Below are 14,290 nucleotides of genomic sequence, written 5' to 3'. Positions count from 1 at the left end.
AGAGAAGGGTTATTTAATATCGTTTCTTCTAGTTGTCACACATATTTCAACATTTCTCAACAGTTGCGATGATAGAGTCGAGACGAAGTATTCTAACATCATCTCCAACGCCTATCTCTTGTCCATCTACTGACTTTGCTTTCCACGAGTCACCATCTATCTTCACTCGTCCATAGCCTCCCGTCTCTATTTTGTCGGTTACTTTTCCTTCACGACCAATCAGAGCATCGGTATTACTCAACCGCTGATTCTCGCCTTTATGAAAGTATTTCAAGGCAATAGGACGCACATAGAAAATGCTTAATAAGCTGAAGATAACAAACACAATGACCTGTACAACAATACTATCTATCCCCAATGAGATTAATGAAGCACACAAGCTACCAATGGCAAAGCACATGATGAAGAAGTCATTACTCATCATCTCAAGGATTAGACATACTATCCCAGCTAGCAACCATACCAACCAAAGGTTCTGTATTATATTATCTATCATAGCAGTAAAGGTTTGATTTCGTTTGTAAAGATAGTGATAAAAAATGAATCTATCAAATGTTTACATAAAAATATGTGCCTATTTAAATACGAAGAGACGCTCTTCTCGTATTGAGAAAGGCGTCTCTTTACATCAAAGAGGGCGTCTCCTTAATATAAAAGAGGCGTTTCTTGAATATGAGCAGCATGTTGTTTCTATTTCAACTAGGCTTAACGGCGCTTCTTTGAAGCCTTCTTTGACGAACCAATATATAATGTTCCTGCTGTCGAGCTTGTGCTTGTGCGAACATTAGAAGAGCCACTCTGACGATAGTACTTCTCTGCTTCTGGTAGCCACTTCTCAATGTTTTGAATACGACGAGCATCTGATGGGTGATCACTAAGAATCTCAGATGTATTGCTATTAGTACCTGCTGCCATACGTTTCCAGAATGTTACAGCATTCGCGGGGTCGTATCCTGCCATCGCAGCAAATATCAATCCCATGTAATCGGCCTCACTTTCATTGTCACGACTGTACTTTAGATTACGGAAGGAGAAGTATCCTCCAGCTACTTGAGCAGCTATATCACCAACACCACTACCCACAGCAGAGTTCAAGACAGTACCTAGGATGTTTGTTCCCATCTGCTGATTCATCTGCTTAGTAAGCTGTTCTGCACTGTGTTTAGCCACTGCGTGCGCAATCTCATGCCCTAAAACGATAGCTAAACTTGCCTCATTTTGAGTATAAGGAAGCAATCCCTCATAAACAACAATCTTACCTCCAGGCATACAGAAAGCATTTGCTTGCTTGTCTTGAACAAGGTTGAACTCCCATTGGAAGTTCTTTACTTCATTGGCATAACCATTATTTCGCAAGTAAGTCTCTACTGCATTTGCAAGGTTACGACCAACTCGTTGAACCATAGCAGTGTTCTTTGCATCCGTTGAACGCTTTGCAGATGCCATGAACTTTGTGTACTCTTGATTACTAAGACTTAGTAGTTGAGCATCCGAAACACTAAGTCTATGGGTGCGCCCAGTCAATGGTACCTTAGAAGCTGTACCACATGCTGTCATCAAAGCAACGACAGCTACCATTAAAAAATACTTGATTTTCATATCTTTCTAATTACCTTTTATAACTTTCCGAGCACGAAAGTACTACTTTTTCCATTACTATCAAACGATTTAAATACCTTTTTTAAAAAGGTTAACAAGTAACAAATCATTTTGAAAGAAGTAGTTCCTACAGGATTAAATAAGCCTTTCACGCTTACCAATGTCCTTTGTTATCGATATAAAATAAGCCACAATGAAACTGATAATACCTGATATTGCAACCATAAGAAAGAACTTTCGATAACCTACATACTCTTGTAAGAAGCCTGTAAACCATCCAGACATCACCATAGAAAAGGCTGTTATTGCTGTTCCTAATGAATAAGTGAAGGTGGAATGCTTACCTTTTGTACAAAAGCCTAGCCATACTATGTAAGTTGTTAAGCCCAAGCCCGCACCAAAGTAATCAATAATAATACAAATATTAATGATGGATAAAGTGGAAACAAAATAATAACTGAGGTAGACAAAGAGGAACTTTGGTAAGGTGAGAGCCATAACAAAGAACCATAACCAGCGTTGTAAACCATCCCGACGGACAAGACTTATACCTAAGCCACATCCTGCTATAAAGGCAAAAGTTCCCACTGTGCCTTGCACCAAACCTAATTCTTGAGGCGAGAGAGCTAATCCGCCATTGCTTCCGGGATCAATAAGAAAGAGTGGAGCAACCCTTATAAACATTCCTTCTGGTATCAAAAAGCAAAAGAGAAAGACAAGGTTTGCAACGTAATGAGGTCTTCTTATGAAGGCAGCTGTCACATCATGCCACCATTGGCGAGTAACACCACTCCATATAGGGAGCTTTGCGCGAACAACAGCCTTTGGCAGGATAAGGGCATGCAATAAGGTCAGTGCAATCATCAAAACGGCTAAAGCCCAGAAAAGAGTAGCCCAGGCTGGACGAACAGTACGATTGATCACCTCCAAGTTACCTGCTAATGTGATGGGAATAGCCATCCCTACGATGATAGAAAGCAGATAAGAGACAGCTCGAAGACCAAAGAATGCAGGTCGTTTCAGCAATAATGCCTCGCGATTATAGAGTCTTTCAATAGCTACATCATGCAAGGCTGCAGCTATCGCAATGACCATAAAGGCTGCAACAGAGTATGAAAACCAATTATCAAGGCGCACCGAAAGGGCTGAAGCAACAAGACTTAACGCCATAACACACTCTGTAAGGACTATCCAAAAACGCTTACTTTCATAACCAACAACGATTCGTCCCAGTAGAGGACGTAGGATAAAGGGAAGAAAGAACCATGATGTTGTAAGAGTAATAGCACCATTCGACAACCCCATCCGATTATAATAAACCAACGAAGTCATCAATAAGATAACATAAGGTAAACCACGTGTAAGATAGAGCGTAGGTATCCATAACCAATGACTAGACCATTGGCTTGTTATAGGAAACCCCTTTCGTATTTGTTGTCCGTCGTTCATCTCTTACTCTTTACGCCTTATATATATAAGGTGTCTATTATTGCTTGCTGGTAATAATGGTGGAGAATCTCATCATACTTATAGCCCTTCTCCCCCATTACAGCAGCCCCTATCTGGCACAAGCCAACGCCATGTCCCCAGCCCGCACCAATGAGTTGGAAGTGTTGTGGCACTCCGTTCTCTATGTCACTACGCTTTACAACGAAGGCAGAACTATACAAATGAGTTTCACTCAACGAGCGTCTTATCTCTAACTCTTTACCAATAATACGACTATACTTAGTTCCAACTATCTTTAAACGACAGATTCTCCCACTCTTTCCACGCTCTAATGGTTGCAAGTCTATGATTGCCCCAAAGTCAATACCCGTCTTTTTGTGTATTAACTTGGCAAGCTCTGTCTGACAGAAGTCCACCTTCCAACGATAAAAGTCGTGCGTCTCTTGGTCATAGTTGTTTAGAACTTGACTCAAGACAGCTGTATCGTTCGTATTACAGAATGCCTCTGGTGAGGACAGTATCCATTCTCGAGCATGGGTTTCATTGGTTAAGTCTATGCTTGGAGTAGTACCTAAAGGTGCTTTGTCACTAACGGAAAGCAGATAAGACTTACTTAGATTCTCCCAACAATACTGATACTCTTCTGTTACTCCACCACAACATTTGCTGAAACGGGCATCACATATCTCGTTACCAGCCATCAATACTTGTCCACGAGTTGCGTGGATAGCCTCTTCCACATGCGGACTTGTAGCTTTCGTGATACCTTGGTAACGTTGACAATGGTCATCGGCGCAAACATCAAAGAGCTTATGGTCTTCTCTATCAAACCATCTTACCAGCTCTTCTGCTGTTTCACTCATAGACGATGTGGCACTATTTCGATTGTTAGCAACATCTTTTCGTTTCTCTATCTGCGCCAACAACCAACTGCGAGAGATAACTGCATGTGCCTTCAAAAGCTCTAATGAGGAGGTAGCACTCATCTCACTGGAAATAACACTGGCTAAGTAACGCTCAACGGGGAGCTTGTTTATTGCCACAATCTTACCTTCATCAATGATAAGATGCAGCTGCCCGAGGAATGTCTGAGCCTCTTTTCGTTCCCAATGGAAGTTTATTCCAATGGTAACATCAGCCAATGTGAAGGATGAATCGGCACTCTTGGGAGTGAAAAGAAGTTCTTCGTAATAGGCACCCTTCCATCTTATCTTACCTTGAGAATACTCAACAAGCTGTTCACCTATCACCTCTTGACCATCAAGAGTATATTCATTATTTAATTGGAAATGTATCTTTTCTGCACAGACAATGCCTACAGAAACTTCTGGTTCTGCTTTTTTCTTAGCCAATGATATGTTCTTAACAACCTTATCCATCGCCTCTTTTGATAAAGAAACCTCTTGCAAGATGGCTTCGGCACGCTCTGCTGTCATTCTTTCAAAGTCTGTTTGACGTGGAAGAATGAGTAAGCCACCCATATCCAAACTACCTGGACTCACCAAGTATTGGGCTTCTCCTTCTGCAGAATAGCATGCTGGGCGATGCTTCTGACGTGGGAAAACAACAGAGATAAAGCGTCCCTCATCTCTCCAAGACACGATGTTCATCATCGGTTCTATCTCATCTTCTTTCAGAGGGAGGGCTTTATAGATTGTGTGGAACAACTGTGTATCATGTTCCTCATCATGACTCACAATGGCAAGGGCAGGACAGATATAATCCTCTATCGCATAGATTCCATCGTTGTTATCCAGTGTCAACAATGGTTTAGATGTCTTCCACAATGCTTTCCAATGCTTTTGTATGGGTAAGATACCGCTTGTCCCTGCCTGGAAATGCAAATGATCAGGAGCACTGGCACCACACTTTGGACCATTATAAAATACCATTAGATGTGGATACAAACTTAACAAGCGATGCACCTGACCATAGTTTGCGGCTATAGACTGTGCTTGGTGCTTGCAAGCAGGTATTGTGAAGTGCACAGGAAGGATGGGGAAAGGATTGACTAAGATGTCGAAATCATGATGAAAAGGCAATCCTATCTGTACAGAAGGGCGGTTCTTGGCACAAAGGAAACAAGGACGTTTTGCAAGAGAAGCCTTATCTATCTTCGCCCCAGTGCTTACCATGCGTGCAGGATTATATTGCGCGAGGGCTGAACCCACCTCACGTGTCTGCACGTTAGCCAACTCCTCAAATCGAGTCTGTACTTCTTTCCATTGGTTCAGCTGTTTATGAAAAAAATCGTAAAGCCCTTTCTCTACGCTATCGTTCTGTTGTTTGCGTGCAAGTAACTCCATTGTACGCAGCTGATCCTTGTATGTATTGTTGGCATTAAGCCTCTCTAAGCTCAGAACAGCATCACTATTCCCACCCCAACGACGGCAGAGATAAAGTTCATCATATATTCTTCCAATACGAAAAGAGCGACTGAAAGCCAATCCCATAGCGTAATCTTCACCATAACTAGTGTTTGGGAACTGCACTTGTCGGGCTAGTGGCGTAAAGAAAGCACGCGGAGCTCCAAGTCCATTGATACGTAATGCGTTGTTACAACCATTGTTTTCTGTCCACTCACTATGGCTTATCAAGCCCGGAGGTAAGGTGTTTAAATCGAAGTCACACATACGATATGACCCCACAATCATTGCTGCTTTCTGGTCATGAAAGGCATTAACTATGGTTTGCAATGTACGTTCTGACGAATAGAGATCATCACTATCCAGCTGTACTGCAAAACGTCCGCAATGTTCGTCATTGATAGCATAATTCCAGCAACCACCTATCCCGAGGTCTGTTCGTGAGGGCATGAGGTGTACCAATCGGTCATCCGTTGCCAAAGAATTAAGTATCTCTGTAGTCTTATCTGTTGAATGATTATCCACTACAATGACGTTAAACGGGAAATCAGTAACCTGTGAGAGAGCTGAAACAACAGCATCTTTCACAGTCTTCTCACGATTATAAACAGGGATAATCACCGAAGCCTCAACAGGGAAATCACCTTTTGTGAAGTCGGGTTGAGCATAACGTTGCGTGTCAACCAAGGCTCCGATGGCTGCAAGATGGCGTGTTGCAGCTTGCTCCATCTCAATCTGTACCTCTCGATTACGTGGGTTTACATAGTCAAACTGCTTCTCTCCACTCGCACGAAGATCGTCTTCCTCTTCTGTGTATAGGTATTCATTCAGGTGGAAAATACTTCCTTGTTGACTCAAGAACAGGCGCAAGTCATACCAACCTGCATATTTATAATGTTCTGATTGACGCTCTTCTGCATATTTCCGCAGCATCTTTCCATTTAGAAGAACTACTGATCCAAAGTCGAAATCATCCCTAATACTACCCAACTGATAGTCGATCACAGGATGTTTCTGCGTCTTTCCATCCTCAACAGAGTAATGATCTGCATAGACCATAGCCGCTCCTGTCTGTTCAGCCACTTGTATCATGCGTTCCAAAGCATGGTAACCTAAGGTCAAAGGACTTGACTTCATATAGAACAAAATATAGTCTACTTCTGTGGACTTAGCCATCAACAGCATCATGTCTGACGCCAATAAGCCTGTTCCCTGCAATACTTTTGCCTGCTCAGGTATGCCTTCTATAGCAGCAGATTGTGCCGCTAAGAAAAACACTTGATCAACTATCTCTCCTTTTCCCATAGGCAGTTGAGCCATCAATGAAGCCATTGTTTCACTCGAACTATAGGCTAAGAAGCAACTTATCTTTTTGTTCTTTTCCATCTGAATGTATTGTTTTCTAGTATGCAAAGATAATACAAAATCCTCTATTATACCTATATTCAATCTTTTAAAAGCAATATTTATCCATCTTTTTACGTAACTTTGCGACCATTAAACATGACATATTATAATAGAAAGAATGGATAAGGAGAATCATATTGACCGTGCATTAGCATTCATGGAGCAACTTGAGAAGTTAGGAAATCAGTTGCATCAAGCTGAAGAACATCAGAAAGTTATGTTGCAACAAATGCTAACAATGAGTAAACTCAACCTAACGGACACAGAGGAATACTATACACTGGAACAGCGAAGTAAAGACCTTCAGGTTATGATTAACAAGTGGCGTCCTTACTACGAGGAGCGTTTGAAGATGGTAAAAGAGGCGCAAAAGGCTGCGAAGAAATAATCAATAAGGATAATGGAAAAGGATAATAACAAGGGAGGAATGATGAGTGTTATCGCTGCTTTGGGTGCAAATGTACTCGTGGCGATATCTAAGTTCGTTGGTTTTGCAGTCTCTGGATCGGCCGCAATGCTAAATGAATCGATCCACAGTATCGTGGATTGCGGTAATGAAATACTCTTACTCGTAGGTAATAAACAAGCAGAAGCAGAGCAAACAGACCAACATCCGTTTGGACAAGCACGTGCAAAGTACTTCTATAGCATGGTAGTTGCGATGATGTTGTTCTTTGCGGGAGGTGCTTTAGGTATCATGGAGGCTATGGAAAAGCTGTTTCATCCAGAGCATAGTGTGGAGAACACATGGTTAGTCATGGGTATTCTCGTCTTCGGATTGATAGTGGAAAGTATCAGCCTGCGCGTTGCCTTCAAGGAAATCAACGAACTAAACAAAGACAATCTGCCCCTTTATCGCTTCTTGAGAGAGAGCCGTCACAGTGAAATTCTCATCATCTTTGCCGAGGATACGTGTGCTGTTGTGGGCTTGTTGATTGCTTTGATGGGTACACTTCTTAGTCATTTCACAGGCAATCCATTCTATGATGCACTCTCGGGTGTGCTTATCGGTGTGCTACTCTGCCTTGCAGCGCTCTTATTGGCACGTGAGTTTTATAGTCTGTTGATTGGCGAGAGCGTTACAAAAAAGGATCTTGCTCGTATCAATGAGGCTTTTAATAGAGATGACATCAGCAAGCTCATCAATATAAAAACAATCCATCTCAGTCCGACAGACATACTTGTGACGGCAAAGGTGGATATCAAAGACGAGTGTGAAGCGCAATCGCCTGAGATTATCAACGACATTGAGCGCACCATACGTGCAGCCTTTCCAAACTATAAGATTTATATTTATATCGAAACTGACAACTATCAAGAGGATTACGACAGCGCACACCCTACTCGCTAAAACATCAACTTTTCGACCATAAAAAAGCAATGGCAATGAGAACTATTCATCTAGTTTCCATTGCCATTTCTTCATATCTACACATCCATTCGACCGAAAGGTAACACCTTCTGACTCGAGTAACTGCCGTTGTTCCGCCCAATCAGGAGCAGTCCTCCCAGCACTATTCACCACCCTATGACAAGGTAGTTTCTCCGCTTCGCCAGCATTATGTAGCATCCTTCCCACCAATCGTGCATGATGAGGATAACCCAAGAGCCATGCAATCTTACCATAGCTTAACACTCTTCCTGACGGAATTGATGCCACAACCCCATATACTCCTTTGCGAAAATCAGCGATGTCTACTGCCATTCCTAACTATTGAGAATAAGAATAAAGCACAAGAAGGATGACTAACGGAGTCTCTCCGCCAGCTCATCCTTCTCTATATTAACTTACGTGTCAGTATGTTTAGAGTTCTGCTTCAACAGCTTTCTGAACCTCTTTGCAATCAACAGTTGGCTCGAAACGAGCAACAACCTCGCCGTTACGATTTACCAAGAACTTAGTGAAGTTCCACTGAATATCGTTCTGTTTACGTGGTTCCGAGTTAGCCTTGTTGTACAAGTCTTCCATGATAGCAGCCAACTTCTCCTCGTAAGCACCACCATCATAACCCTTCTGACTCTTCAACCATGTGTAAAGAGGAAGTTCGTTTGCTCCGTTTACATCACTCTTCTTGAACTGTGGAAAGTCAGTCCCGAACTTAGCTGTACAGAACTCATGTATCTCTTCATCAGTACCTGGTGCCTGGTGACCAAACTGATCGCAAGGAACATCAAGGATTTCCAAACCCTTATCCTTCAAGCTGCGATACATAGCTTCTAGGTCTTCATATTGTGGAGTGAAGCCACAGCCAGTAGCAGTATTAACGATAAGAAGAACCTTACCCTTATATGTTTCGAGGCTCACCTCATTACCTTTTTTATCTTTCAAATTGAAGTCATAAACTGTTGCCATAACTTTTCTATTTTATAGTTTATAATGTTGTTTCTTCTAAAAAGTCGGTTTATTGTTAGAAGAAGCATGTCACCTCTTGTGGCTCCCACCATCGTCAGTGTCATGCTCCATTCCGTCTAACGTAATCACTTATCATCAAATAAAATTCACATCATGAGAGTTTCTTATTCTCATTGTGGTTGCAAAGATAAAAAGAAAAGTTTATATCGTAGGCGATTAGGCTTTATCTTTAACATAATTTCGCATGATCTCAATCTTTAAATAGGCTCTTTAAGTCGACTTAACAAAGCAAATTCCGATTGAGAAAATTATTATTACGAATGCAGTTCATACTGAATAGAATTTATTACCTTTGCATTCAGCATATCTGATAACCAATTAGAAAGCTACAAACAAAGAATTAGTTTGATCCTAACAACTGATGAAATGAAGAACAAGAATTATTATCAAGGGGCACCAAAGCATTATCTCTTATGTTATAACACTCATTGTGAGAAGGGCAAAACCTGCTTACATCGGCTCGTGGCAAGCGCAGAGGTATGCAGAGATAAAATCGTTAAGTGTGTCAATCCAGCTGTAAATAAGACGGACAACTGCATTTATTACCAGCCAGAAAAGGTCGTTCGCATGGCGTATGGCATGAGATATACATTCGACAAAGTGCTTGCCACAGATGTAGCAAGTATTCGTCGCCAACTCATTTCGCACTATGGTAATGGTTCCTATTACCTTAGGAGGAACGGAGAAAAGCCTATTCCTCCAGCCGAACAAGCGTTTATTAACAGCGTGTTCAAGGACTTTGGCTATGAAGATGGAGCCACTTTCGATAGCTATAAGGATGAATTTGACTGGTAGATCAAGTCATTTACTCGTAAACTTCTCCACTCGTTTACTTGCAGTTCCGCATTTACAGGATTATTACAAAAGGCTTGTAGAACCATTACAAAGCACTTGGAGAAGTATTACAAAGCACTTGGAGGAATCCTGTAGATGCCTTTCTTCGTTTGAGAATAGGCTTTTTTTCTTTGTTCTTCCTTGATTTTTGCTAACAGAACAGAGCCTCCTTGCACTGGACTTCATTATCCGTTTCGTGCTACATCTCATCATTTTCAATCGAAGTAGATTGTAGAGAGATAGACAACTTATGCACAAAAAGAACACGGATTTAGCCTTTTTTTCGTTATCTTTGCAGGCAATAAAACATTGAGAACAAGGATGGGAACAGCAAAGAAGTATCTGTTAGGAATGACACTTGGCGAACTGAAAGAGGTTGCGAAGTCGTTAGGGATGCCTGCATTTACAGGTGGTCAGATGGCGAAATGGCTTTATACACAACATGTGAAGAGCATTGATGAGATGACAAATATCTCTAAGGCAAACCGCGAGAAACTAGCGACTGAATATGAGATAGGCTGTAAAGAACCTATTGATGCTCAACATTCTAAGGACGGAACAATCAAGTATTTATTCCCTACGGATAGTGGGAAATTTGTTGAAACAGTATATATCCCAGAAGAAGATCGTGCCACGCTGTGCGTCTCTTCACAGATTGGTTGTAAGATGAATTGCCTCTTCTGCCAAACAGGTAAGCAGGGCTTTGAAGGGAATTTGAGTGCAACTGATATCCTAAACCAAATATATTCCCTCCCTGAACGTGACAAACTGACCAACATAGTGTTCATGGGGCAGGGCGAACCAATGGACAATCTCGATAACGTTTTACGTACTACTGAGGTGCTGACTGCTGACTTTGGTTATGCGTGGTCGCCTAAGAGAATCACCGTAAGTAGTGTAGGAATCAAGGGGAAGTTAAAGCGGTTCTTAGAAGAAAGTAATTGTCATGTGGCAATCAGTATGCACTCTCCTCTGCATGAACAACGGTCGGAATTGATGCCTGCCGAGCGGGGAATGTCGATTGAGAGTATCGTTGAATTGCTAAGTAACTATGACTTTTCACACCAGCGTCGGTTGTCTTTTGAATACATAGTATTTAAGGGAGTCAATGACTCTGAAGAGCATGCTAAGGAGATTGTAAAACTCGTTAGGGGGCTAGAATGTAGGGTAAATCTGATTCGATTCCACCCTATTCCCAACATACCTTTGCATGGAGTTGACGACCACAAGATGGAACAATTCAGGAACTATCTAACGCAACATGGAGTCTTTACGACTATTCGTGCGAGTCGTGGTCAAGACATATTTGCCGCCTGTGGCTTACTTTCTACAGCCAAGAAGATTGCTGAAGAGAGACGATAAAGTTGAATAAGACAGTATCAAACTATACAAGATATACATATATGAACGAGAATAAAAGAGTCCGCGTAGCTATCACACACGGAGATACAAATGGTGTTGGATATGAGTTGATATTCAAGACCTTTTCTGAACCAGATATGCTTGAGCTATGCACACCCATTATCTATGGATCGCCAAAAGTAGCCACCTACCATCGTAATGCATTGGAGATGGAGGCAAACTTCACGATTATCAACGATGCAAGTGAGGCTAAAGAAGGACGATTAAACTTGCTCCCTGTCTTTGACGAAGAGATAAAGGTTGAGCTAGGTGTTGCTTCAGAGGAATCGGGCGAGGCTGGATTGAAGGCGATAGATAAGGCGCTGGAGGATTATCGTCAAGGCTTATTCGACGTGTTAGTGACTGCTCCTATTGATAATAATGACAAGTTCCATTTCTGTGGGCAAAGCCGTTATATTGAAGATCACTTAGAGACTGAAGGGAACGGATTATCTATCTTTATCCACGAAGGACTGCGTGTGGCATTGGCAACACGTAATCTTCCTCTCCGTCAAGTGGCTGATTCTATCTCGAAAGAAGGCATTGAGGACAAGACAAAAGCACTCTTCCAGAGCTTGCGACGCGACTTCCGAATCTCTTGTCCACGCATTGCCATATTAGGATTGAACCCTAAGGCGGGCGATAATGGTTTATTGGGTTCCGAAGAAGAAGAGGTTATCATGCCTGCTATCAACGAACTCGTGGAAAAGGAGATACAAGTCTTTGGTCCGTATGCTGCCGACACCTTCTTCAGTAACGGCGATTATCAAGAGTTTGATGGGGTTTTGGCTATGTATTACGAACAAGGTTTATCACCCTTCCGCACACTCTCTGACTTCCAAGGAATCAACTATACATCAGGAATGTCACTCGTTCGTACAGCCGCAGAGATACCTAATAGCCTTGCGATTGCAGGGCAAGGCATCGCCAACGAACAGGCTTTCCGCCATGCCATCTACCTTGCTATCGACATCTTCCGCAATCGTGCAGAGTATGACGAGGCTCTAGTTCATCCGCTACCAAAGCTCTATAAGGAGAAGCGTGATGAGAGTGATAAAGTGCGTTTCGCTATCCCCCATAAGCGGGAAGACCGCACTCCACATAGCGAGCGACACGAAGAGAAGCGAGGATAATATCTATCCAACAGATAGAACTCCATCCATAGACTCATGAGTAAAAAGCATCAGAATATATTCTTTGGGTTCGGCTTAGTCGTGTTAGTCATTATGATTACTCAACTCGACTTTGCTGATGTCTGGCGTAATCTACAGCATGCTGGTTACTGGTTCTTTGCCGTCATTGCACTATGGGCTATTCTATATCTGTTTAACACATCGGCATGGTATGTCATCATAAAAAGCCAAACGAAAGGAAATACTGAACAGCAACGTGTTTCCTTTCATTGGCTTTACAAAGTGACGGTATCTGGCTTTGCACTTAACTATGCAACGCCTGGCGGATTGATGGGAGGTGAACCTTATCGTATCATGGAACTAACACCGAAGATAGGAGTTGAGCGTGCCACATCATCTGTTGTGCTATATGCTATGACACACATATTCAGTCACTTCTGGTTTTGGTTCCTATCGATATTCCTTTACTTGTTCACTCAACCCATCAACCTATTGATGGGCGCAATGCTAAGCGTTACTGGAATCTTTTGTATAGCAGCTATATGGTTCTTCTTGACAGGCTATAAGAAAGGACTTGCCGTGCGTGTGATGAGTATCGTGCGACACATCCCGTTCATTAAGAAGTGGGCTGAGCCTTTCATTCATCAGCATAAAGAAGAACTCGATAACATTGACCGACAGATTGCATCACTCCATAACCAAAACCCACGCATGTTCTTTACAGCGGTTCTATTGGAGCTGTCCTGCAGAATCTGTAGTGCCTTAGAGATCTTCTTCATTCTATTGGTTCTCATGCCAAGCGTCAATTACTTCGATTGCATCCTCATCCTTGCTTTCACCTCATTATTTGCCAACATGCTCTTCTTTATACCTTTGCAACTGGGCGGACGCGAAGGCGGATTCCTCATGTCAGTTACTGGCTTAGGACTTAGTTCAAGTGCGGGTATCTTCGTCGCACTGATTGTCCGCATCCGAGAGTTGATATGGACTGCTATCGGCTTGTTGCTGATCAAGATTGAAAAGCGAAAAGAATAAAAGAGCAGTCTTATGAAGAGTACTTAACCAAAATACTATTAACTTATCCTATTAAATATTCATCTAAACAATAATGAAGATTCTTCATATATCTGACACACACAACAGGCACCATTTATTGACAAATCTACCTATGGCTGACATCATCGTTCACTGCGGAGATTTCACTGACATGGGAACAGAAAAAGAAGTTCTAGATTTCCTTAATTGGTTCATAACCCTACCCTATAGATATAAAATCTTCATAACAGGAAACCATGACCTATGCTTATGGGATGCGGATAATATAGAGGATTTACCTAATAACGTATTCTTCTTGCAAGATAAGAGTATTACACTAGAAGGCATTACACTCTTTGGATTGGGTTACAATCATGATGAAAAGAAAATCCCAACTAAGGCGGATATTATCATCACCCACGAGCCACCATTAATGATTCTTGACGAATCAGCAGGGAGACACTGGGGGAATAAGGCTATTCGTGACAGAATATTTAGCACCAAACCCTATGCCCATCTATTCGGACATGCTCATGAGTCTGTAGGTAAAATTCTAATAAGTGACACCTTATATGCTAATGGAGCAGTATTAGATGATCAGTACCAATTACACCAGACACAACCATTATTACATAACATTTAATCATTCGGTA

General features: G+C 42.0%; 13 protein-coding genes. 7 read left to right on the top strand and 6 right to left on the bottom strand.

Translation table 11 applies throughout. The features are described 5' to 3' along the window. Window positions 1-46: 46 nt before the first annotated feature. The 4 genes from O3603_RS02225 to O3603_RS02210 form a co-directional block, all read right to left on the bottom strand. Entirely contained in the window at window positions 47-496 is a 450-nt protein-coding gene (locus O3603_RS02225; RefSeq protein WP_371520123.1) for an NfeD family protein, read from the bottom strand. A gap of 209 nt (window positions 497-705) precedes the next feature. Next, entirely contained in the window at window positions 706-1,599 is an 894-nt protein-coding gene (locus tag O3603_RS02220; RefSeq protein WP_371520120.1) for a M48 family metallopeptidase, read from the bottom strand. 135 nt (window positions 1,600-1,734) lie between these two features. Next, a complete protein-coding gene (locus tag O3603_RS02215; RefSeq protein ID WP_371520117.1) occupies window positions 1,735-3,048 on the bottom strand; it encodes an MFS transporter in 1,314 nt (437 codons plus the stop codon). Between the two features lie 17 nt (window positions 3,049-3,065). Next, complete coding sequence (locus O3603_RS02210; RefSeq protein WP_371520115.1) at window positions 3,066-6,800, bottom strand: DUF4922 domain-containing protein; 3,735 nt, start codon at window positions 6,798-6,800, stop codon at window positions 3,066-3,068. A gap of 139 nt (window positions 6,801-6,939) precedes the next feature. Here O3603_RS02210 and O3603_RS02205 point away from each other — a divergent pair, with 139 nt between their 5' ends. Both O3603_RS02205 and O3603_RS02200 read left to right on the top strand, forming a co-directional pair. Further along, entirely contained in the window at window positions 6,940-7,209 is a 270-nt protein-coding gene (locus tag O3603_RS02205) for a hypothetical protein (RefSeq protein WP_371520112.1), read from the top strand. A 12-nt stretch (window positions 7,210-7,221) separates the two neighbouring features. Then, window positions 7,222-8,172, top strand: coding sequence for a cation diffusion facilitator family transporter (locus tag O3603_RS02200; protein ID WP_371520110.1), 951 nt, complete (start codon window positions 7,222-7,224; stop codon window positions 8,170-8,172). A 42-nt stretch (window positions 8,173-8,214) separates the two neighbouring features. Here O3603_RS02200 and O3603_RS02195 read toward each other — a convergent pair whose 3' ends face one another. Continuing rightward, the gene (locus O3603_RS02195; RefSeq protein WP_155715411.1) at window positions 8,215-8,526 is read right to left on the bottom strand and encodes an MGMT family protein; all 312 of its coding nucleotides are present in this window, start codon (window positions 8,524-8,526) and stop codon (window positions 8,215-8,217) included. Between the two features lie 99 nt (window positions 8,527-8,625). Continuing rightward, window positions 8,626-9,174: a glutathione peroxidase gene (locus O3603_RS02190; protein WP_009436142.1), complete on the bottom strand. Its 549-nt coding sequence runs from the start codon at window positions 9,172-9,174 to the stop codon at window positions 8,626-8,628. Window positions 9,175-9,600: 426 nt separating this feature from the next. On the opposite strand from O3603_RS02190, the gene O3603_RS02185 reads away from it, so the two are divergent. From O3603_RS02185 to O3603_RS02165, 5 genes are all read left to right on the top strand, one after another. Next, window positions 9,601-10,029 (top strand): DUF6078 family protein, encoded by a 429-nt coding sequence (locus O3603_RS02185; protein ID WP_371520107.1) that lies wholly within the window; start codon window positions 9,601-9,603, stop codon window positions 10,027-10,029. 360 nt (window positions 10,030-10,389) lie between these two features. After that, window positions 10,390-11,430, top strand: coding sequence for a 23S rRNA (adenine(2503)-C(2))-methyltransferase RlmN (gene rlmN / locus O3603_RS02180; RefSeq protein ID WP_371520105.1), 1,041 nt, complete (start codon window positions 10,390-10,392; stop codon window positions 11,428-11,430). A 41-nt stretch (window positions 11,431-11,471) separates the two neighbouring features. Then, on the top strand, window positions 11,472-12,602 hold the full coding sequence (locus O3603_RS02175) for a PdxA family protein (RefSeq protein ID WP_371520102.1): 1,131 nt from the start codon (window positions 11,472-11,474) through the stop codon (window positions 12,600-12,602). Between the two features lie 36 nt (window positions 12,603-12,638). Then, window positions 12,639-13,637 carry a lysylphosphatidylglycerol synthase transmembrane domain-containing protein gene (locus O3603_RS02170; RefSeq protein ID WP_314572984.1) on the top strand — a complete coding sequence of 333 codons (999 nt, stop codon included), beginning with the start codon at window positions 12,639-12,641 and terminating at the stop codon, window positions 13,635-13,637. Between the two features lie 73 nt (window positions 13,638-13,710). Beyond that, complete coding sequence (locus tag O3603_RS02165) at window positions 13,711-14,280, top strand: metallophosphatase domain-containing protein (protein WP_371520100.1); 570 nt, start codon at window positions 13,711-13,713, stop codon at window positions 14,278-14,280. Window positions 14,281-14,290 lie beyond the last annotated feature (10 nt).

Origin of the sequence: Prevotella sp. 20925_1_30 (genome assembly GCF_041433025.1) — a bacterium.
In the GTDB taxonomy this organism is placed as follows: domain Bacteria; phylum Bacteroidota; class Bacteroidia; order Bacteroidales; family Bacteroidaceae; genus Prevotella; species Prevotella vespertina.
Note: the sequence above shows the minus strand (reverse complement) of the source record. Positions and strands in the feature narration are given on the sequence as shown.

What these genes read in the sequence shown, in the direction of transcription:
- O3603_RS02210 (WP_371520115.1), bottom strand. Translation starts at nt 6,800, where the DNA reads ATGGAAAAGAACAAAAAGATAAGTTGCTTCTTAGCCTATAGTTCGAGT.
- O3603_RS02165 (WP_371520100.1), top strand. Translation starts at nt 13,711, where the DNA reads ATGAAGATTCTTCATATATCTGACACACACAACAGGCACCATTTATTG.
- O3603_RS02215 (WP_371520117.1), bottom strand. Translation starts at nt 3,048, where the DNA reads ATGAACGACGGACAACAAATACGAAAGGGGTTTCCTATAACAAGCCAA.
- O3603_RS02225 (WP_371520123.1), bottom strand. Translation starts at nt 496, where the DNA reads ATGATAGATAATATAATACAGAACCTTTGGTTGGTATGGTTGCTAGCT.
- O3603_RS02205 (WP_371520112.1), top strand. Translation starts at nt 6,940, where the DNA reads ATGGATAAGGAGAATCATATTGACCGTGCATTAGCATTCATGGAGCAA.
- O3603_RS02175 (WP_371520102.1), top strand. Translation starts at nt 11,472, where the DNA reads ATGAACGAGAATAAAAGAGTCCGCGTAGCTATCACACACGGAGATACA.
- O3603_RS02200 (WP_371520110.1), top strand. Translation starts at nt 7,222, where the DNA reads ATGGAAAAGGATAATAACAAGGGAGGAATGATGAGTGTTATCGCTGCT.
- O3603_RS02195 (WP_155715411.1), bottom strand. Translation starts at nt 8,526, where the DNA reads ATGGCAGTAGACATCGCTGATTTTCGCAAAGGAGTATATGGGGTTGTG.
- O3603_RS02190 (WP_009436142.1), bottom strand. Translation starts at nt 9,174, where the DNA reads ATGGCAACAGTTTATGACTTCAATTTGAAAGATAAAAAAGGTAATGAG.
- rlmN (WP_371520105.1), top strand. Translation starts at nt 10,390, where the DNA reads ATGGGAACAGCAAAGAAGTATCTGTTAGGAATGACACTTGGCGAACTG.
- O3603_RS02170 (WP_314572984.1), top strand. Translation starts at nt 12,639, where the DNA reads ATGAGTAAAAAGCATCAGAATATATTCTTTGGGTTCGGCTTAGTCGTG.
- O3603_RS02185 (WP_371520107.1), top strand. Translation starts at nt 9,601, where the DNA reads ATGAAGAACAAGAATTATTATCAAGGGGCACCAAAGCATTATCTCTTA.
- O3603_RS02220 (WP_371520120.1), bottom strand. Translation starts at nt 1,599, where the DNA reads ATGAAAATCAAGTATTTTTTAATGGTAGCTGTCGTTGCTTTGATGACA.